We start from the raw sequence: 19920 nt of genomic DNA, 5'->3' as shown, positions 1-19920 counted from the left end.
CCTTATCCATACATGACTGGCTTCAGGTGCGATGGGAAACAGTTCCACAGCGACTGCCTCCGTTTACTGAATGACGGCCTGGACTTCATAGTTGGCGTAGCCGAATTCATTGCTTCTGGCGGCCACGAATTTATCTCCCGATGTGTAGACGGTCAGCTCGAACGGGCTCCCGTCGATCGTGGTGATGATGTGGCCATTCTTGATCTCGTAGTCGGCCGTCGATCCAGAGGTGCTCGGATGCATGATCTGCAAGACGTCGTCCGCGCTCGGCGCGCCACCGTTCAACTCGGTGATGACGCGTTGTCCATGCTCCCCAAACAGAACATCGAAAGTCTTCCCGGTCACCCTGTTGCGAACTTTTGCCGTCTTGCCAACGACGAGTTTCTTCAGTTGATCATCTGTGAGCGCGACAGCTCCTGCCTTGGTCAGGTCTTCGACGGTCAGGCCGCGCTCGGCCTTAGCGACGGCCGCGGGTGTTGGCGTGTACCAGATCGGCGACGTCCAGGCGCGTTCCTGAACCGTCGCGGCCACGTTGCTGGGCGGAAGTATCCCGAGCTTGGCGGCGTCATACGTGCTCCAACGCGGAGTCGGAATCTGTAGAACGCGCGAGTAGTAGAACGCGTGCAGGCTGGGGTCGAACTCCGGGTCTGTCCATACGGCCTTCAGTTCCACCGCGCCGATGTCGTTGGTGTAGGTCGCCTTTGTGATATCGACCGTGCTTCCAAGCGGTGGCAGTTTCCCGGTGACCGGATCGGGCTGGCGGTTTCCAGCCCAGGCGACGTCGAATATCTTTTCGAATATCTGTCCCTGTTTCGTCCAGCCCTTGACGATCTGGATGCGATCGAGATTGCCGTCGTCGGGGTCTTTCACCGCCGACACGATGAAGGAAGGAACCTTGTCGTCGGCGGCAGCAAGATCGCCGCCCATCGGCACGCCGCTAGCATAGGCGGTCTTCGCCCAATCCGCATTGGCGAGAACGCCCTTGTCATAATCCCAGCCGCCGAACATCCGTGCCTGGATGCGCACGCCGCTGGTGGCGTAGACCTCCTTGCGTTGCATGGCATTGAAGATGGAGTCGCGGGTGTTCTGTTCCGCCCAGACGACGGTCAGACCAGAGGTTCCTGTTTCGAGGACATTCATTCCCGACGCGACCGTACCCGCCAGTCGGGCGGCAGGGGTCGCGTCGATGAGGCCATGATCGCCGAAAAAGTTCGACTGCGAATAGGCCGTGGCCGTGTTGTGCGAGTCCCCAGCACCCACCACCCCGAACTTGTAGGGGTTGTAGCCGCGGGTCGCTTGCAGGGCCAAACCGTTCTCGTAGGCTTCACGGGCATAGCTGCCGTGAATTTTAGCCGTACTGTTATCGATCCCGATCAGGTAGTTCATGATCTCGAAGTTGGCGAACTCGTCATTCGGCGAGAGATCGGGATGAGTTTCAGACGCACCCTTTGCCTGCTTGAGTTCCGTCAACGGCTCGTTGGTCATGCGTTGTTGCGCCCAGGCGGCGTCGAGCGGATTGCCCTTGCTGTCAACATCGGTGGGAAACATGATGCCGTTCGACAGGTTCGCATTGTGGGAGATGGCCAGCACCTCGTTTCCGGCCTTTCGCTGACCGTCCATCCAGGTCCAGAGGTCTTCCGGATGGTCTGACTCGAGAGCCGAGAACGGCGCGGGCGGCACCTTCGCACAGTCCTTGAAGAAGACGTTGCGATGCATGTTCTGGTTATTGGGCATTGATGTCCACTCGTACGAGCAGAATGCAGTGAACTGGCCCGGTTTGTTGTACTTGTCAGCGATGGTGACGTTCTGCTTCCAAATTGAACCAGTAAGCTCCGGGTTCACCAGCTCGGAGAGCGGCTTGCCGCTGGCTATGCTGTTCGCCAGAAACGAGAAAATCTTCGTAGCGGGATTATCTTTGGTGACCTTCAACTTCGCGGCGATCGGCAGCTTGCTGACCGGAGACGTGGGATCGTTGGCAAGTCTGATGACGCCGACATATTCCGAGTGATCGGTCACTCCCTGAAAATCGAGGGGTGTCTTGATCTTCACGTCGAACCCGGCCGGATGCTTGATGGTCTGGCCCATCGAGTACTGGTAGGCCTCTTCCGGTCCGGTAACCGTGTTGCCGATGATGTAAGCGTCCAATGACCAGCTCGTGTGCTGGTGGGTCTGCCCGAAGTATGCATGCCGCTCCTGCGCCGAAGCCGCTCCGACGCCCACCGTTAAAACCGTGGAAGATAACAGGAGAATTAGGAGATTCGACCTGCGCATTGCTTCGACCCTTCATGAGTTAAGGTTTGCTGTCGTCATTGGAAATTCAGCGGACAAGGTCGATTTCGGTTGGACGCCATTCCTTCGTGAAGAAGGGTTCGAGCGGGCTGTAGAGCCGCAGGATCGTGAACCAGCCCTTGCCGGGAACCGTCTGCACCCAGTTGCCTCGCTTGACGTCTTTCGGCTGATCGGGGCCGAAATAGATCGTGGTAGAGCCATCCGCGGCTGCGTCCGCCGCGGGCGACGGGTAGGTCTGGCTACCGGCGCGTGGATAGCGCTGCGGCGTATCGAGCATCGAGCGGGTCTGGTTGTCGTAGACCGTGAAGGACCAGAAGGCCGCTTCCGGTATGCCCTTTGGCAAGGTGATCTTGTAGGTCTTGCCGCCGTCCAGCGCCCTTTGCTCTCCGTCCAGGAAGCCCATGAGATACTGCGAGCCGACACGCGGCAGTCGCATGATCATGCCAGGGGAGTCCATGGTGTAACCGTAGTAGAAGGCCGCCTTCGAATCGAGCGTGCGCGCGCCAGTAGGTGGAAGCGGATCGAACAGGCCGTCCTTGGTCAGCATCGGCGGCGGCGTCTCGAAGTTCGCACCGCCCTGCCACAGCATGTTGGCCCATGACGAGTCCGGATAGTAGTTCCATCCAAGCGAGTCCTTCGGACGCCAGTTGAGCACGCGCCCCGAAGCGTTTCCGACTGCCGCGGCGTCCGCGAGAATCTTCTTCATCCGCTCGTCCGGCTTGAAGTCCTTACCCTTGGCGATCCCGATCGCCGCCAGTTGCCCGGCTAGTTCCGGATTGTAGGAGTCCGCCGGTTCCGCTTGGATGTTGTCATTGATCATCTCAAAGTATGAGAAGTCGTTTGGAGGAATCGTGTTGAAAGCCTTGCCGCTGGCGTCGATGAAGGTGGTTTCGGGGATCGGCGGATTTGCCGCGAGCCTGACCTTGCCCTCGAGGGCCGTGGCTATGCTCGTCCCGAACCCACCCGGCGTGTACGGGTAGATTTTCAGCGTCTTCTTGATCAGGTCGACCGTCGGCTTGGGATCGTTTTCGGTCAGGAAGGCCCGGGCGGCGTAAAGAGCATGCAAGGTCTTGGAACGGGCCACATGGAAGCCGCTGTCGGGAAGCGGGCCGTCGTAGCCCGGTGGAATTAGCAGATATCGCCCGCCCTCGCCGCGGTCCGGGCCAGGAAAGCCGATGTCGATGACCCATTGGAACCACATGTCGTTGATGGTGCCGAGCCCCTTGGGTGGCTGCTCGATGACGATCGGCCCCTTTGAAAGATCGATGATGGCGAGGTAGTAAACGGTGTCGGCGTTGGCCGTGAGGAACAGCGATTTTGCGTCCATCAGTTCGGGAAAGATGACGACGTCGTTGTCATTGGCACCGATGCTTTGGAATCCGCGCTCGAGCGCGAGCGCGGATGCGCCGCCATAGCTGTTGAGAAAGGCGTCGAGGCCGCGGGTGAAGTCGAGGGTGTCATAAACCTTCTGCGCGGTTTCCGGCGTTGGCGCGCCGTCCTTGAAGTCGAGCGTGCCGATCCGCGTTTCGACCTTATCCGGGGTCGTTATCATCTTCGGCACCTCGAAGGTGGTCTGAGCGAACGCTACCTGGCCAAAACTCGAAGTGGTCAACGCGACTGCGAGTAACGAGACCGTTCTTTTAAGCGTCGTCATGATGTTCCCTCGGTTGCAGACCTATCATCCAGCGGCTCTGTCGTGCTGACTTAGGACACGGAGCTACTGATCGTGACCGTGCATCGCGAATGCGCAAGTATGTAACGGTAACATACGGGGTAGCTGGTGGTACGGGACGTAATGTTCGAAGCCATTTCTTGGGATGGCGGAACTTCGGGTAGGTAGGAACTTGAGTGGTGTAAGTATCTACGTGGACGGCGGTCGACATCTGCAGTAAGTTACATCTGACGACGGTAATGAAATCTGTGGTAGAGAGTCCCTCAAGAGCGGGTGAGGTGCGAGGCCGTGCAGAACGAATTGCCACCAGGAGCCGCCGCTGCCTCGCATCGTCCTGCTCCCAGTCCCGAAGAAATACGGGCTCAGCTCGACCGCATCGTCAAAAGTCCCGAATTCCCTCCATCGGGTCGAAGCGTCGCGTTTTTCATCTATGTGATGGAGGAGGCCCTTGCTGGTCGCGCGGACCGTATCAAGGGCTATTCCATCGCCGTGGAGGTGTTCAAACGCAGCGCGGGGTTCACGCAGGACGACCCGGTTGTGCGCATCGAGGCCGGACGGCTGCGTCGGATACTGGAGCGCTACTACCTCGTTGCGGGTCAGAACGACCCGATCCTGATAGACATCCCGAAAGGCGGATATGCACCGTCTATCCGCTGGAGTGATCCGGCTCGAGATGGCGTCGTGGTCAGGCCTGAGGAAGACGCTGCTATGGCGACGGCAGGCTCTGGCCTCCGCCTGCCTGCCGTGCGACGGAGATGGCTGGCTCTCGCACTGGGAGCGGTGGTCATCGGAAGCAGCTACGCGCTGGCCCAGCAATTTCATTTCCGTCCCGCATCGTCCCATGGACCCACCCTGTTCATCGCGCCGTTCGTCAATCTCGGGGATGGTCCGAATGCGGAAAACTACACGGTCGGGCTGACGGAAGAGTTGCTGACCGCCTTCCCCCGATTCAAGGAAATCACCGTCTTCAGTCGGGAGGCACTGAAATCACGGGGTCCGGAAGGCGGGAGTCCTCAAACCGGCAGCGAACCGGACGCCCAGTTCTTCCTCGGAGGTGGCGTTCGCGTTTCCGGCAATCTTGTGCGGGTCACCACGCGGCTGATCGACACCGAAACCAACGAGATTTTGTGGTCGCAAACTTACGACGACGACATCCGGACACGCGAGGAGTTCGCAATTCAGTCGGACATCGCCAACAAGGTCGCCTCCGCGGTCGCGCAGCCCTACGGCGTAATGGCAAAAGCCGATGCCGCCAACCCACCGGCAGACGGCCTCGGCACGCGGGCATGCACCTTGAGCTTCTACAGGTATCGGGCCGAATTGAGTGCCGAGCGGCATGCACAGGTCCGAGATTGCCTTGAGGCAACAGTGGCCCGCTATCCGTCCTTTGCAACCGCATCGGCGATGCTTTCCATCGTCTATCTCGACGAGGGGCGTTTCAGGTTCAATACCAGGACCGACGCTGCAACGCCGATCGAACGCAGCCTTAAAGCAGCGCGGCGCGGCGTTCAAAACGATCCGGACGATGTCCGTGCCATGCAGGCGCTGATGACGGCTTTGTTTTTCAACAACCAGGTTCCGGAAGCCCTCAAAGTCGGCGAGCAGGCTTTGGAGACCAATCCCAACGACACTGAATTGCTGGGAGAATTTGGAACCCGTGTTGCCATGAGTGGGCAATGGAAGCGTGGAGCGGTACTGCTCGATCGGGCGCTGGCACTCAATCCCAGAGGGGCTGACTACTATCACGGAACTCGTGCGCTCGCGGCGTACATGCTCCACGACAATGAAACGGCGCTTGTCGAAATCAAGGAGGCCGATCTGCAGAGGTTTCCGCTCTACCATGCGGTTGCTGCGGTCATCTATGTCGACGCGGGAATGATCGACGATGCCCGGCGAGAGGCAGCGCTATTCAACAAAATGCGTCCCGATTTCATCCCGAACATCGTGGCCGAACTGAAATCACGCAATTTCCAGCCTGCCGATCGAGCCAGGATGATTGCAGACATCCGTACGGCAGGACTACCCGCTGTGGACGAAGTGGAGTCCACCATGATGCTTCCGTCGGCTTCCTCATCCACTCATCAACCCCGTTGAGGATGTGGCGGTTTTGCGACAACGCCAACCAAACATTCGCAGAGCCTACCCGATGCTACGGGACCAGGGAGGTGATCGGACCTATAAACCGTCAAGGGGCTGTTGTTGTTCATTTGGATGAGGGCGATCAGTGGGTAGTCAGAGCAGCGTTGCATGGGCGTCGGCCCCAAGGAGCTGGTGTCGTTGGCTTCTTGTATGTGCAGTCATCATGGCACTACCCGGATGCGGAGGTCATCCCAAGGACGTGCTGACGCCGGTGGCGAATACCTCGCCGCAATCGCCGAAGGTCGACATGCTGATCGCCACGACCCGAACCCGATCGACCGTCCCCGGCGAGATGTTCAACGGCGAGCGTGCGCGTACTCCGGCCTTCGCCGACATGACGATCTCCATTCCACCAAGCAAAGTCCGCAAGGAAGGACAGGTCGCCTGGCCGAAGAGGCTACCGTCCAACCCAGCGACCGACTTCGCCACGGTGAAGGCCGAGGACCTCAGCATCGACGAGGCAAAGAAATGGCTGAACGCCAGCGTCAAGAAGACCCCAGACGGCAGCGTCCTCGTGTTCATTCACGGTTTCAACAACCGCTTTGAGGACGCCGTCTACCGCTTCGCGCAGATTGTCCAGGATTCCGGAGTCCATAGCGCGCCCATTCTGGTGACATGGCCGTCGCGCGGTAGCCTGCTCGCCTACGGCTATGATCGCGAGAGCACGAACTATACGCGCAACGCCCTGGAGACGCTTTTCCAGTATCTCGCGAAGGACCCGGAGGTGAAGGAGGTCTCGATCCTTGCCCATTCCATGGGAAACTGGCTGGCGCTCGAATCCTTGCGGCAGATGGCCATTCGCAACGGTCGGCTGCCTGATAAATTCAAAAACGTCATGCTGGCGGCTCCAGATGTCGACGTCGATGTGTTCAGCCAGCAAATTGCGGACATGGGCAAGCAACATCCCCAGTTTACGCTGTTCGTGTCACGCGACGACAAGGCATTGGCCTTCTCTCGTCGGGTATGGGGCGACGTCTCCCGCCTCGGTGCGATCGATCCGGAGCAGGCTCCCTACAAGAAGGAACTGGAGGACAACAAGATCATGGTCATCGATCTCACCAAGATCAAATCCGGTGACAGCATGAACCACGGCAAGTTCGCCGAATCACCTCAGATCGTGCAACTCATCGGTCAGCGCATTTCCGAAGGACAGACACTAACCGACAGTCACGTCGGACTTGGGGACCAGATTTTGGTGGCCACAACAGGGGCTGCCAGCGCGGCGGGCAATGTGGCTGGTCTGGTTCTCGCCGCTCCGATCGCGGTCGTCGACCAGGACACGCGCGATAACTACGCCAATCAAGTCGGGGGGCTGACGGGCACCGCCAACAAACCGCAGCCGACCGCCACCAAGAACTGTGACCAAACAAGACCGACGCCGAGCTGCAAACGCTGATTTCGCGGACAGAGGCTACTGTAACATACATAGGCATAAGAGACTTATTGGGCGTAGATCACTGGGGATACAGGCGGGTTCGGGGCGATTCCGTCTCAGGCAAGTGAGGGAAGCATGCAGGTTCGTTGGTTACAGGCCGTCGTCTTGTGCGCCGGCGTTGGTTTTGCGTCTTCGGCATATACGGCCGACATCGCACCAGGCGTTCCGGAGGCTAAGGTTGTCCAGAGCGAGAGCGGCTGGACTTACACCGCCGCACCCTATTTCTGGGCAGCAGGACTTTCCGGCGACATGGCGCAGTTCGGTCTGCCTGAGGTCCACATCGACTCTAGCTTCGGCGACATATTAGAGAACCTCGACTTCGCGTTCATGGCGGCTGGCGAAGCCCGCTACGATCGCTTCAGCATCTTCACCGACATCATGTACACCAAGCTCGGGGCCGACGCGCATACTAGGAACGGCATCCTCGCGGATAGCGTCGACGTGACGTCGAAGACCTTTGCCGGACTGCTCGGGGCCGGGTATTCCGTGCTTGAGGACCAGTCTGGCCACCTCGACATCGTCGGCGGCGTCCGCGTCTGGTCCGTGGATACCACCATCGGGTTCAACGGCGGACTGTTGGGTGGACGCGAGGCGGACGACGGGGCCACCTGGGTCGACGCACTTGCGGGTGTCCGGGGCAACTACTTCTTCACTCCGGAAATCTACGTGACAGGCTGGGGTCTCGTTGGCGGCGGTGGTGCCGATCTCGATTGGGATGTCGCCCTCACCCTCGGGTACAAGTTCACCGACACGATATCCGCTGTCGCGGGCTACCGGGCTGTGGGCGTGGACTACAACAACGATGGGTTCGTCTTCGACGTCGTGGAGCAAGGGCCGATCATCGGCGTCGCGTTTCACTTTTAGGAAGTCGCCAAGTCAGATTTTGGTTCAACGGGGAGACATCAATGAAGGGAACGGCATATTCGGTAGCGATAGCTGTCATGGCGCTTGCACTGAGTTTGGGATATGCTCGTGCCCAGTCAAACGAAGACCTTGCGAAGAAGCTCTCCAATCCGATCGCCTCGCTGATCAGCGTTCCCTTCCAGTTCAACTACGATCACGGCTATGGCCCCGACGACGGGGATAAGGCGACCGTGAATATCCAGCCGGTCATTCCCATCGAGATCAACGAAGACTGGAACGTTATCTCCCGCACCATACTTCCGGTAACCTGGCAAAACGACATCGCCGGACCGTCGGGAATACAGTTTGGCCTTGGTGACATCACGCAGAGCTTCTTCTTCTCGCCTTCGAAACCGACCGCGAGCGGAATCGTCTGGGGCGGCCAATGGACTGGGCTTCCGGGTGGCGCTGACGTTCCTGTTTCCGAAGTAAGTCAGTCCCCTGTCGTCAAGCCGTCGACGCCCCCGCGGCCATCAAGGTGAAACACGCATCATCGATCATTTCGTTCGCGGCGGTGGCCATGATTGCGGCCTTTGGCGCTGAGGTCGAAGCCATCGCGGCTCCTGAACAGATTGGTTGCTATGGCGATAACTGGGGCCCCACCCTCGAAATGCTCGAACCGACACCTGCCGGGCCACTGACTTTCCACACCTTGCGATGCATGCCGATTCCGGAAGGTTGGCCGAGATTTCTTCCGCCCTCGCTTTCGCCAAACGGCGGGCTTGTTTTTGCCGTCGGGTACACCAAAGGTCTCTGGCTTGGTGACGTGACGCGCGGCGCCCGCGCCCAGATCGTAAATGAACGGCTCCCGGGAGACCTTCTTTCCAGGACCGCGCCCTTCGCCTGGCTTGATGATTCGACCGCGATCATCGGAGTTAAACGCGATGTGACGGTGCCAAGCGGTTTCTCGCACGGACCGTTGCGGCCGTATCTCTTCAACTTGGACGGTTCACAGGAAAAGTTGCCCGCACTTGTTCATCCTAACGGACCACTTGACGAGATTTACTGGCTTATCTGTGACTACTATGTCGTCTTCAGCGACGGGTTCCGATTGGCGGTGCTCCACGTGCAGACCCGAAATTTCGACGCCGACAACCGTCGATCCCGCGTTTCAAACCCACCGATGGCCGGCGCCTATATGCAATTGAAATCACTGCAGATTTTCTGTAGACAAATCTAACGGCACAAGATGGACAAATCTGATGACGTCGACCGCAAAAAAGGGCCTTCAGAGACATAACAAAAGAGCAGGATCACGCGACCTACCGGCCTCGTGCAAAAGCCGCTCCGCCTCCATGGATAGGCGGCCATCCGGTTCATAATGACGTCAGATTGTTGGTAGGCCGGCCGAGGCAAGACTGGCAGAAGAGAAAACGCTCAAAAAGGGATAAGACACGGCCAAAGCTGCGCGAAGGCTCGATTTGGCGGGATTGCTTTCGGCCGTGTCGTGCGTCAGGCCTAGCGTCCTCTGTTTTCCCGCGATGCCGGCAGTGTCGTGCTCTCCCAATGCCATTCGACATTTCCGGGTACGAAACCGAGCTTGAGGTTCCTGCGACCAATAATTCGACGGCTTCCGGTGTTCGGCGCCAGATGATCAATATCCGTCAGGAACGCGTCGAAACTGTCGCGCCAGCGTGGATCGATATGGTGGTCGGACGCAAGCATGCGTCGGTATTGTTCCCGCAGGAACTTGTGCTTATGAGTTTTTGGCATGGCGCTCAGATGGGAATGTTGGGGTATGGGAGCAATAGCGAGCGCGCCGTATAATTTGAGTTTAGGTTCGTTGTAAAGTGGCTCTTGTCGTAAACGTAGATTAGCCGCCGCTTTCATCCGGCTCGCTACATCGGCTGGAACTTGGCCGCGAAGCGACGTAGGTGGCACAAGCCAGGATCAATGCACCGACGATGATTGCAATAGAAACCGATGGCTTCGAGGTAACGAAGAATATCGCATATCCGGCCGACATCCCCATCAAGGCTAAAATCTTGGATTTCCTGGAAATTGCGCCATTTTCACGCCAGTCGCGCAGCGAGCCGCCAAATCGACTGCGCATCAGATAGGCCTCCAGGCGTGGGGATGACCGGCTGAAAAACCACGCAGCCAGGATCAGGAAGATCGTCGTCGGCATGAGCGGAAGAATGGCACCGATAATTCCAAGACCGACCATCAGCAGGCCAAGGCAAATGTAGACCGCCCGTTGGAACAAACTGCGCGGCGGGCCGGGCATAGAACTCAATTCACGCACTCCTTATCAGGTCGTCAGCCTCACGATGGCCTGCAACGAAAAGATCAAAATCTCCTGCTGCCTCGCATCTTGGAGTCTCGGCGCCATATTTCACCACACACCCATGGAAGCCCGAATATTTCACGTCGACGGTTGCCCAACAGACGCGTAAGTTCGTCGAACCAGCACATCACCCTGCGCACCCATTCCCAACACCCGAGCGGAACACATAGAATGACGACCCACCATTTCGTCGCAACTGCCTTTTACAACGTTATTGGAACCATGCCTCCGGCTTTGAAGATCGCGAGCGGCGACACAGTCGTAACCCGCACACTTGACGCTTGGGGTTATGACGAGAATGACGTCCGGCAGGCACACGGTCCAAATCCCATGAACGGGCCGGTCTTCGTCGAGGGTGCCGAACCCGGAGATGCCCTCAAGGTCGAAATCCTGGACATGAACCCCACGAGGGATACTGGGTTCACGCGCAGCGTGTTGGCGGCAAATGTCATTGATCCCGAGGCCGTTCGCGACCTTCCAAGATCTGAAAAGACGCTGTGGGATATCGACCGGCAAGCGATGACTGTGAAACTGAAGGAACCTGTTGCCGGCATCGAAAATCTGGTCCTGCCATTGTCACCGATGATCGGATGTTTCGGCGTGGCGCCGAGCTTTGGTCAGGCGATCTCAACGGCGACGAGCGGTGCGTATGGCGGAAATATGGATTATCGCGTGCTCGGTCCAGGCGCGACGATCTGGTTCCCCGTCTTCGCGCCCGGCGCATTGTTCTTTCTTGGCGACGGCCATGCGGTCCAGGGTGACGGCGAAATCGTCGGCACCGGTGTAGAGACGACGTTCGAAGTCACTGTCCGGCTGACGGTTGAAAAGGGAAGGCCAATGTCCTGGCCGAGGGCTGAAACTGCTGATGACGTCATCACCATCGGCAATGCGAGGCCGCTCGACCAGGCTCTGCAGCATGCGACGACCGAGATGTTGAACCTGCTTGTTATAGACTACGGCCTGACCACGGTGGCGGCCAGCCATCTGCTCGGCCAGGTGATCCGTTACGACATCGGCAACGTCTTCGACCCCGCATATACGGTTGCCTGCCGGGTTGCGAAGAAATGGCTTCCAGCGCGCTGACCGATCGCCACCGGCGAAGGCAGCCAGGGATCGAAAGCTCGTATCATCTTCGATCCGGCCAAAGATCCGGCAAGCCTTAACTTCTGACCCATCACGAGGAAATCAGACAAATCCATGCGGGAAAGTGATTTCGTCAGCGGCTTCGCCCGCGGTCTCAAGGTGATCGAAGCTTTCGGCGAAATGCATCGTCGGCTATCAATCACCGACGCGGCGAAGCTCACCGGCCTCGACCGCGCCACGGTGCGTCGCTCGCTACTGACGCTCGCCGAGCTGGGTTACGCCGATTACGACGGCAAGTTCTTCACTCTGACGCCGAAGATCCTGCGGCTCGGGCATGCCTATCTGGAGGCAACCCCGCTGCCGGTGCTCATCCAGCCACATCTTGACGCGCTCTCCGAGAAAGCCGGTCAGAGCGCATCCGCATCAGTGCTCGACGGCACTGACATCGTCTATGTCGCCCGCGCCTCGCAGCGCCGTGTCATGTCGATCAACCTCACTCCTGGCAGCCGCCTTCCCGCCTATTGTGCTTCGATGGGTCGTGTCTTGCTTGCAGCCCTACCGGAGGCCGAAGCCCGGGCTGTGCTTTCCAGGAGCGAGCTGAAAGCGAACACCCCGAACACGAAGACCGATCCCGGGGAATTGATGGCCGAATTCCGGAAGGTCCGCGCCGAGGGTTATGCCCTCATCGATCAGGAGCTGGAGCTCGGCCTCTGCTCCATCGCCGTGCCTGTCGAGAACGATCGCGGCCAGACGGTCGCCGCCATCAATATCGGCGCGCCGGCCGCCCATGTGCCGGCGGCTGAGATGGTCGCCCGCTACCTGCCGCTCCTGAAGGAAACCCAGGCCGCGCTGCGTACCGTGCTGCGCTAACGCATGTCGCGCAACGCTTTAGAAATGCCGGACCATCCAGCCGGCCGAAATCAGCGCGCCGTTCCAGATGAGACAGCCGATGAATGTGGCAACCGCAAAACGGATGGCATCGATCGAGACCACCGACGAAGCAAGGCCCGAATAGACCCGTGCGGCCGGCACGAGCTGCACCAGCGCCATGCGCGTCATGCTTTCCGCGTACCAGCCCGAGGCTCTGCGTGCTACCGTGAAGCGCCCAAGCCATACCGACAACGACCGAAGGCCCGGAGAGGCACCGGAGAAGCGCGCCAGATAGTACCAGCAAAGCGACCCGGCCATCGAACCGAAGGCGGAGATGATGACCAGCGGGATCACAGCCGAAAATTCCGAGCCTGCCGTCAGCCCGAAGAACAGGTAGATGCCGGCGGACGGGACGACCGGAACCAGTTTTTCCAGCATCGCGACAAGCATCACGCCGCAGAGGCCTGTTGCAAGGATAAAGGTCACGAAGTTCGGCACGGTCATATCGTCACTCCGGCCGGCGCGAAATGCGAAAGACGCTGGCGGGCGGGATATTCAGGCGCACCCGGCCGAGCCTCTCTGCCCGCAGCCCGAAGTCATCGAGCACGTCTGCCGGTACAGAGCAGGCATGGCCGTAGGTGAACTGGTAGAAGGCGCCGCCATGTTCCAGCAGGCCAAAGCTGCCGCCGACAATGGCGCGGATGATTTCCAAGGGCATATTGCGAAAGGGCAATCCGCTGACGATTGCCGCCTGCGGTCCAAGCTCCGCCTTGCAGGCGGCAAGCTCGCGCGCATCGCGCTGGAGTATCGTTACGTCAGGAAACCGTTGTTGCAGCGGAGCGATGAAGCGGGTTTCGAGTTCTACCAGCGTGAGGTCTCGCGCCGGCAGGCCGCGTTTCAGAAGCGCCTCCGTGAAAACCCCTGTGCCGGGACCGAGCTCCAGCACCTTGCCTGCGGAAGGCTCAATTTCGCTGGTCATCAGCCGCGCCAGCCGCCCTCCCGAGGGCACGATCGCGCCGATTTTCCTGGGCTCGGCGAGAAGCGCGCTAAAGAAGGCGGCCAGCGGCGGCTGTTGCATGCGGGTCTCCAGCATCGAATGTCCGTCTACGGTATTCCCCTTTCAAATGATGCGAACATGACGTGCACCCGCGCCATCGGAAAGATTCATGCGGTCTGGACCGTCGGCTCGAAGCTCATGTTGAAGCTTGCCCCACCGCTCTCCGCATTCGACACCCATACGCGCCCGTGGTGCAGCTTGACGATCTCGCGCACGAGATGGAGGCCAAGCCCGATGCCCTGGCTGCGACCGTTCGCACGCTGGAAGGGCTCGAAGATCCGCTCCTGGTCCTCAGGCGCGATACCAGGGCCTTCATCGCTGACGGAAATCTGTGCAGGGCGCTCGACCGCAATCGTGATCGTACCGCTCCTGCCGCCATGCTGGATGGCGTTCTGCACCAGATTGGCAATCGCCCGTTCCAGCGCCGTCTCATCGCCGAGGATGCGCTCCGGCATCGAACGCAACTCGAAATTCGCCTGATAGCCGGCGGCAATGATCAGCGGTGCAAGCTCGGCGGCCTGCCGCCGCGCAACGGTCGCAAGGTCGATCGAGCAATCCAGTACCGGCTCCTGATTAAGCCGCTGCAGGTCGAGCAGCTGCTGGGCTAGCGTCGAAAGGCGGGCGACATCTTCCAGCAGCCGGTTGGTCGCCTCCGTCGGCGGCATGGTTTCCAGCCGGTTTTGCAAGATGGCGATCGGCGTGCGCAGCTCATGGGCAGCGGCCAGCATGAAGCGCCGCTGCTTGTTGTGGTCGTCGTCGAGACGCTGCAGCGTCTCGTTCATGGCAATCACCAGCGGCGCAACTTCTTCCGGCACGTTTTCGAGCGGCAGGCGGTAGCCGCGTGTCGTCCCGTCGATGCCTTGTGCTGCCTGCGCCACTTCGCTCAATCCGCGGTGGATGCCGCGCGCCACAAAGGGTGTGACCGCCAGTGTTATGAGGCCTGTCAGCAAAATCACCGGAAGCACGATACCGGAAGCGATTGCCATGAAGACGACCAGAAGTTTGCCGGCCGAAAGGCTGCCCTGTCGGCCGACGATGACGAGCAGATCGCCGTGATCCGTCTTTATTTTCTGCAGGCGCGCGGCAATCGTCGCGGGATTGTCCTCGTCCCCATTGAAACGGGCTTCGGCGATATCGGTACCCGACGCGGCGATGGCGAGATATTGCGCCGGCACATTGCCTTCGCTGACCATGCGTCCCTGCTGATCGCGTACCAGAAACCAGAAGTCGGCCGCCTTGTCGCGCTGATAACCCAGATCGTCGGTGTTGGTGATACGCATCGAACCGTCGGCGTTCCAGGCAATCGATTCCGTGACCGCATCGATTGCATGTTCATCGGGTGCGAAGATGCCACTCATGCCCGAAATCCAGAAGACGAAGGCAAAGGCGATCGCAATTAGCACCAGGGTCGCTGCCTGCAGCGCCACCAGCCGGCGGATCAGCCTCCATTTCAGCGAATAGAACTTCATCTTCTTCATGGCCGGGCCTGCCGGATCAGATAACCGACGCCGCGGATCGTATGGATCTCGACCCCGGCGCACGCCGCATCGAGCTTGCGGCGCACGCGCGAAACATGCGCGTCGAGGGCATTGGACTGGATCTCGTCGTCCATGCCGTAGACCGCTTCCTCGAGGCTGGAGCGCTCAACCGTGCGGCCGGCCCGACGCATCAGCGCTTCCAGCACCAGCAATTCGCGGCGAGGCAGTTCAAGCGCCATCTCGCCGACACGCGCCTCGCGGTTGCGCAGGTCGAAATGCAGCCGGCCAAGGCACAAGCTCTCGATCTCGATATTACCCGGACGGCGCAGAATGGCCCGCAAACGCGCCATCAACTCCTCGACCGCAAAGGGTTTGGCGAGATAGTCGTCGGCACCGAGATCGAGGCCTTCTATCCGGTCCTTCAGATCGCCGCGCGCCGTCAGCATGATAACCGGGACAGCCGGCTGGATACGGCGCGCGTCGGCGATCAGCTCCAGCCCGTCGCCGTCAGGCAGGCTGCGGTCAAGCAGCAGGGCATCATAGCTGTTCAGCCGCACGGCCTCCTCGGCCGCCTCGATGGTAGAAACGTGGTCCGTGATGATATTGTTGTTGCGGAGCGCCGCCACGAGCACGGCGGCCATTTCCGGTTCATCTTCCGCCAGCAAGACGCGCATTTAACCGTCCAACTTCAAAAGCTGCTCTCTGCACAGGCAAGATTGCGTCAGCATGACGCCAAATGCCAGAGCGGTGTGGCGTCAATCCCCGAAAGGCAGGCTGATTGCCTCGGTTCGCGCTTCAAGGGCGCGAATGACGGCCGCCATATCCTCGCGCCCGAAACCCAGGCTTTCGGTTTCGGCATAGAGCGTATGGCAGGCATCGAGCAGCGGCGAGGCGATGCCCGCCTGCCGCGCCGCTTCGGCCACCAGCCTGTTGTTCCTCAACACGTCAAGGATCGCCGCCTGCACTGAGAAATCCCGCTCCACCAGCTTGCCACTCTTGATGCGTGATATTCCGCTCGCCATCTGGCCGGCATCGACGACGGCCCTGAAAATCCCCATGTCCAGCCCCTGCCTGCCGGCAAAATGAGCCGCCTCCGCCAAGCCCGTGACCGACGTGATGAGAAAGATGTTGACGGCGAGCTTCATCAACAGCGCATTCGGCACCGCGCCACAGACGACCGCCTCCCGACACATGGGCGTCAGCAGCGAACGGACCTCCTCGATCACGTCAGCCCCTCCGGCAAGCATGGCCACAAGCTCGCCCTCCTCCGCCGGCCGGCGCGAACCCGAAACGGGCGCCTCGACATACCGGCCGCCGGCTGCGCGGATATCCGCTTCTAGCGCTTTCGAATAGGCCGGCGCCGTCGTTCCCATATGGATGATGACATGCCCCGCGACGCGTGCGGCAAAATCAGGCGTGCCACGCCCGAGAACCGTGTCAATCACCACCTCTGTCGCCAGCATCAGGATAACGGTGCTGGCCTTGCCGAACACCGCATCCACATCGGCAGCCACCTCGGCGCCGGCCGCCCGCAACCTTTCCACACTTTCCGGCGAACGGTTCCAGACGATGAGGTCGCGGCCTGCCCGCGCGAGATTAAGCGCCATCGGCGTGCCCATCACGCCGAGACCGATGAAGCCTGTTTTCATTACTGCCGCCTCCTTGGATAGCCAGGGGCAACAAGTCTACGAACAAAGGTGGCTGCTGTCTTGAAGGTTAGTGCGCAGGTGCGGGCTGACCAGAAATTTCCAGCGCCGCCTCGCGGATCGTCTGCATGAGGATCGACAGCGGCAGCGAAGGAATGGAATCCGTACGCACCGTCAGTCCGACCGGCCCCTTCGTCTCGCTGGTATCGACAGGCAGGGCGGCAAGCACGCCATCGGCAATATCGCGCGCAACCACGCCGTTGGAAATAATCCAGATCGCGTCGCTGTCGCGCACAAAAGCACGGCCGAAGGCATCGGAGACCGTTTCGATCTGGCTTGGCAGACTGGCGACACCATTGGCGATCAGAAAATTCTCAACCACCGGCCGGATAATCGAACCGCGGGTCGGCATCAGAAGCGTATAGCGGCCGAGTTCAGCGAAGAGCGATTTGCCGGAGGCCAGCAGCGGATGGCCGGCGCGCACGGCAAAGACGACCTGTTCGGAATAGAGATGCTCGAAGGAGAAGCCGGCCATCCTTTCTGCTCCCGCCAGACGGCCGACGACGAGGTCGAGATCGCCGATGCGCAGTTGCTCCAAAAGCACGGCATTATCGCCGGTTACGATCTTCACCCGGCTCCAGGTATTTTCCTTCAGAAACAGGTCCATCGCCCGTGGCATGATACGCGTCGAGACCGTTGGCAGCGCGCCGATACGGATCGGCGGAGCGTCGCCGAACTGCTCCTGCGAGACGGAATCAAGCCCCTGCCGCAGCGCCGTCAGCGCAGCACCCGCATGGCGCAGGAAGACCTCGCCGTAGCGCGTGATCCGGATACCGCGCCCATCGCGCTCGAAGACGCCGACACCGAGCGCCTGTTCCAGCTCACGGATCGTCTTGGTTACCGCCGGCTGGCTGACATGCAAAAGCTCGGCCGCCTTCATCACGCTTTTCTGCCGCGCCACCTCGACAAAGGCCTGCAGATGGCGAAACTTGATGCGGCCATCGATCATTGTTTTCATAACCCATGAGTTATTGGAAAGCCGGAAAATATCATTTTACTTAACCGGATCAACTCACCAAATTGCGTATGGAGGAGATTTAAAGTGCAGTTTGCCAGTATCAACGATGTAACGATCCACTACCAGCTCATCGGGGCTCCGGCTGACAGGCCGGTTATCGTCTTTGCCAATTCGCTTGGCACAGACTTCCGAATCTGGCGCGACGTGATCGTCCGTCTTGCCGGCGACTTTGCCATCATCCTCTATGACATGCGCGGCCACGGCCTCTCCGATGTCGGCCAGGTGCCCTACGCCATGGAGGATCATGCCACCGACCTTGCCGGCCTTCTCGACCTTCTCTCGGTCAAGGATGCGGTCATCTGTGGTCTCTCGGTCGGGGGCCTTATCGCCCAATCGCTCTACCAGCGTCGTCCGGATCTCGTGAAGGCGCTGATTCTCTGCGACACAGCCCACAAGATTGGCACGGTCGAAAGCTGGAACAACCGCATCGCCGCAGTCGAGAGGAACGGCATCGCCAGCATTGTCGACATGGTGATGGAGCGCTGGTTCACACCAGCCTTCCGCCGACCGGAAAACATCGCCTATGCCGGCTACTGCAACATGCTGATCCGCCAGCCGGTAGAAGGTTATGTCGCCACCTGCGCAGCGATCCGCGACGCCGATTTCACCGAAGTCGCACGCAAGATCAAAGTGCCGACCATCTGCGTAGTCGGTGATCAGGACGGCTCGACGCCGCCGGATCTGGTGCTCTCAACGGCAAAACTGATCCCTGACGCGCGCTATGAAGTCATCAAGGATTGCGCCCATATTCCGCCTGTCGAGCAGCCGGAAGCGCTGACGGCGATCATCCGCGCCTTCCTCTCATCCATTGGAGAAAAGAGCCCATGAGCGACACCGCGTCCGAACGCTATCACCAGGGCATGGTAACCCGCCGCTCCGTTCTCGGCGATCCTCATGTTGACCGCGCGCAGGCGGCCTCAACCGAGTTCGACAGGCCGTTCCAGGAACTGATCACCGAGGCTGCCTGGGGCCATGTCTGGTCCCGGCCGGAGCTGACGAAACGCGAGCGCTCGATGATTACAATCGCGCTGCTTGCCGCGCTCGGTCAGGATGACGAGGTGGCAATGCATGTGCGCGCCACCGCCAATACCGGCGCCTCGCGGGAGGATATTCGCGAGGCGCTGCTGCATGTGGCAATCTATGCCGGTGTGCCGGCGGCCAATCATGCGATCAAGATCGCAAAGCAGGTTTTCGAGCAGATGGACGCCGGCAAGGCGGCCTGAGGGGGAGAGAATGTCCGACTTACCGAACCGCAAGCCAGAAACCGGGGCCTTTTTCGCTCGTGACCGCGCCTGGCACCCGCCGGCCTATGCGCCAGGCTACAAGACCTCGCTCCTGCGCTCGCCCCAGCGCGCGCTGCTATCGCTCGATGGCACGATCTCGGAAATCACCGGCCCGGTCTTCGGCCATTCGATGATTGGCGAGATGGATAACGACTTGATCCATAATTTCGCCCGGCCCGGCGAGAGCGCCATCGGCGAGCGGATCATCGTGCACGGCCGGGTGCTCGACGAGCGCGGCCGGCCGCAGGCTGGCGTTCTCGTGGAATTCTGGCAGGCCAATGCCGGCGGCCGCTACCGCCACAAGAAGGAAACCTATCTCGCCGCCATCGACCCGAATTTCGGCGGCTGCGGCCGCTTCATCACCGATGAGGAAGGCCGCTATTTCTTCCGCACCGTGCGGCCCGGCGCCTATCCCTGGCCGAACGGCGTCAACGACTGGCGCCCGGCTCATATCCATTTCTCGATCTTCGGCCACGGTTTTTCGCAGCGCCTGATCACCCAGATGTATTTCGAAGGCGATCCGATGATCTGGAAATGTCCGATCGTCGGCTCGATCCCGGACAAGGTGGCGATCGAGCAGCTGATCGCTCCGATGGACTGGGGCAATACGATCCCGATGGACAGCCGCGCCTACAAGTTCGATATCGTGTTGCGCGGTCGACGCTCGACCATGTTCGAAAACAAGCTGGAGGGGAACTGA

Annotated in this window: 19 protein-coding genes and 1 pseudogene; 11 read left to right on the top strand and 9 right to left on the bottom strand. The window is 60.1% G+C overall.

Annotated features, from left to right (window positions below):
• Positions 1-63: 63 nt before the first annotated feature.
• Entirely contained in the window at positions 64-2271 is a 2208-nt protein-coding gene (locus tag AB8B33_RS26585; protein ID WP_439017661.1) for a DUF3604 domain-containing protein, read from the bottom strand.
• Between the two features lie 46 nt (positions 2272-2317).
• The gene (locus AB8B33_RS26580) at positions 2318-3943 is read right to left on the bottom strand and encodes a DUF1254 domain-containing protein (RefSeq protein WP_439017660.1); all 1626 of its coding nucleotides are present in this window, start codon (positions 3941-3943) and stop codon (positions 2318-2320) included.
• 306 nt (positions 3944-4249) lie between these two features.
• Here AB8B33_RS26580 and AB8B33_RS26575 point away from each other — a divergent pair, with 306 nt between their 5' ends.
• The 6 genes and pseudogenes from AB8B33_RS26575 to AB8B33_RS26550 all read left to right on the top strand — a co-directional run bounded on the left by AB8B33_RS26575 (position 4250) and on the right by AB8B33_RS26550 (position 10205).
• Positions 4250-6055 (top strand): adenylate cyclase, encoded by a 1806-nt coding sequence (locus tag AB8B33_RS26575; RefSeq protein WP_439017659.1) that lies wholly within the window; start codon positions 4250-4252, stop codon positions 6053-6055.
• Positions 6056-6263: 208 nt separating this feature from the next.
• Positions 6264-7496, top strand: a complete 1233-nt coding sequence (locus AB8B33_RS26570; protein ID WP_310382726.1) for an alpha/beta hydrolase — start codon at positions 6264-6266, stop codon at positions 7494-7496.
• A 114-nt stretch (positions 7497-7610) separates the two neighbouring features.
• A complete protein-coding gene (locus AB8B33_RS26565; protein ID WP_310382454.1) occupies positions 7611-8399 on the top strand; it encodes a hypothetical protein in 789 nt (262 codons plus the stop codon).
• Between the two features lie 77 nt (positions 8400-8476).
• Positions 8477-8818, top strand: a pseudogene (locus AB8B33_RS26560) (transporter); the annotation flags it as partial.
• Positions 8819-8916: 98 nt separating this feature from the next.
• Positions 8917-9618, top strand: coding sequence for a hypothetical protein (locus AB8B33_RS26555; protein WP_439017658.1), 702 nt, complete (start codon positions 8917-8919; stop codon positions 9616-9618).
• A 326-nt stretch (positions 9619-9944) separates the two neighbouring features.
• Complete coding sequence (locus tag AB8B33_RS26550; protein ID WP_439017657.1) at positions 9945-10205, top strand: hypothetical protein; 261 nt, start codon at positions 9945-9947, stop codon at positions 10203-10205.
• Positions 10206-10251: 46 nt separating this feature from the next.
• Here AB8B33_RS26550 and AB8B33_RS26545 read toward each other — a convergent pair whose 3' ends face one another.
• Entirely contained in the window at positions 10252-10665 is a 414-nt protein-coding gene (locus tag AB8B33_RS26545) for a YbaN family protein (RefSeq protein ID WP_439018856.1), read from the bottom strand.
• A 231-nt stretch (positions 10666-10896) separates the two neighbouring features.
• Here AB8B33_RS26545 and AB8B33_RS26540 point away from each other — a divergent pair, with 231 nt between their 5' ends.
• Positions 10897-11808, top strand: a complete 912-nt coding sequence (locus tag AB8B33_RS26540) for an acetamidase/formamidase family protein (RefSeq protein ID WP_310382451.1) — start codon at positions 10897-10899, stop codon at positions 11806-11808.
• A 114-nt stretch (positions 11809-11922) separates the two neighbouring features.
• A complete protein-coding gene (locus AB8B33_RS26535; RefSeq protein WP_439017656.1) occupies positions 11923-12678 on the top strand; it encodes an IclR family transcriptional regulator in 756 nt (251 codons plus the stop codon).
• A gap of 18 nt (positions 12679-12696) precedes the next feature.
• On the opposite strand, the gene AB8B33_RS26530 is transcribed toward AB8B33_RS26535, so the two are convergent.
• The 6 genes from AB8B33_RS26530 to pcaQ form a co-directional block, all read right to left on the bottom strand.
• On the bottom strand, positions 12697-13182 hold the full coding sequence (locus AB8B33_RS26530) for a DedA family protein (RefSeq protein ID WP_439017655.1): 486 nt from the start codon (positions 13180-13182) through the stop codon (positions 12697-12699).
• Between the two features lie 4 nt (positions 13183-13186).
• Complete coding sequence (locus tag AB8B33_RS26525; protein WP_439017653.1) at positions 13187-13756, bottom strand: class I SAM-dependent methyltransferase; 570 nt, start codon at positions 13754-13756, stop codon at positions 13187-13189.
• 86 nt (positions 13757-13842) lie between these two features.
• Positions 13843-15213 carry a sensor histidine kinase gene (locus AB8B33_RS26520; RefSeq protein WP_310382447.1) on the bottom strand — a complete coding sequence of 457 codons (1371 nt, stop codon included), beginning with the start codon at positions 15211-15213 and terminating at the stop codon, positions 13843-13845.
• On the bottom strand, positions 15210-15887 hold the full coding sequence (locus AB8B33_RS26515) for a response regulator transcription factor (protein ID WP_007821040.1): 678 nt from the start codon (positions 15885-15887) through the stop codon (positions 15210-15212). Before AB8B33_RS26515 ends, AB8B33_RS26520 begins: the two co-directional genes overlap by 4 nt.
• A gap of 81 nt (positions 15888-15968) precedes the next feature.
• Positions 15969-16862 carry an NAD(P)-dependent oxidoreductase gene (locus AB8B33_RS26510; RefSeq protein ID WP_439017652.1) on the bottom strand — a complete coding sequence of 298 codons (894 nt, stop codon included), beginning with the start codon at positions 16860-16862 and terminating at the stop codon, positions 15969-15971.
• Positions 16863-16929: 67 nt separating this feature from the next.
• On the bottom strand, positions 16930-17868 hold the full coding sequence (gene pcaQ, locus AB8B33_RS26505) for a pca operon transcription factor PcaQ (protein WP_439017651.1): 939 nt from the start codon (positions 17866-17868) through the stop codon (positions 16930-16932).
• A 93-nt stretch (positions 17869-17961) separates the two neighbouring features.
• Here pcaQ and pcaD point away from each other — a divergent pair, with 93 nt between their 5' ends.
• Genes pcaD through pcaH form a run of 3 tightly spaced genes read left to right on the top strand, consistent with a single transcriptional unit; the run spans position 17962 to position 19920 of the window.
• Positions 17962-18765, top strand: a complete 804-nt coding sequence (gene pcaD, locus AB8B33_RS26500) for a 3-oxoadipate enol-lactonase (protein ID WP_439017650.1) — start codon at positions 17962-17964, stop codon at positions 18763-18765.
• Positions 18762-19160 carry a 4-carboxymuconolactone decarboxylase gene (gene pcaC, locus AB8B33_RS26495; protein WP_113323682.1) on the top strand — a complete coding sequence of 133 codons (399 nt, stop codon included), beginning with the start codon at positions 18762-18764 and terminating at the stop codon, positions 19158-19160. The genes pcaD and pcaC overlap by 4 nt, the downstream gene beginning before the upstream one ends.
• A 10-nt stretch (positions 19161-19170) precedes the next feature.
• Positions 19171-19920, top strand: a complete 750-nt coding sequence (pcaH, locus tag AB8B33_RS26490) for a protocatechuate 3,4-dioxygenase subunit beta (RefSeq protein ID WP_439017649.1) — start codon at positions 19171-19173, stop codon at positions 19918-19920.

The organism is Rhizobium sp. 768_B6_N1_8, from assembly GCF_051811225.1.
GTDB lineage: Bacteria > Pseudomonadota > Alphaproteobacteria > Rhizobiales > Rhizobiaceae > Rhizobium.
The sequence above is the reverse complement of the archived record's forward strand: the minus strand, read 5'-3'. Positions and strand labels throughout refer to the sequence as shown.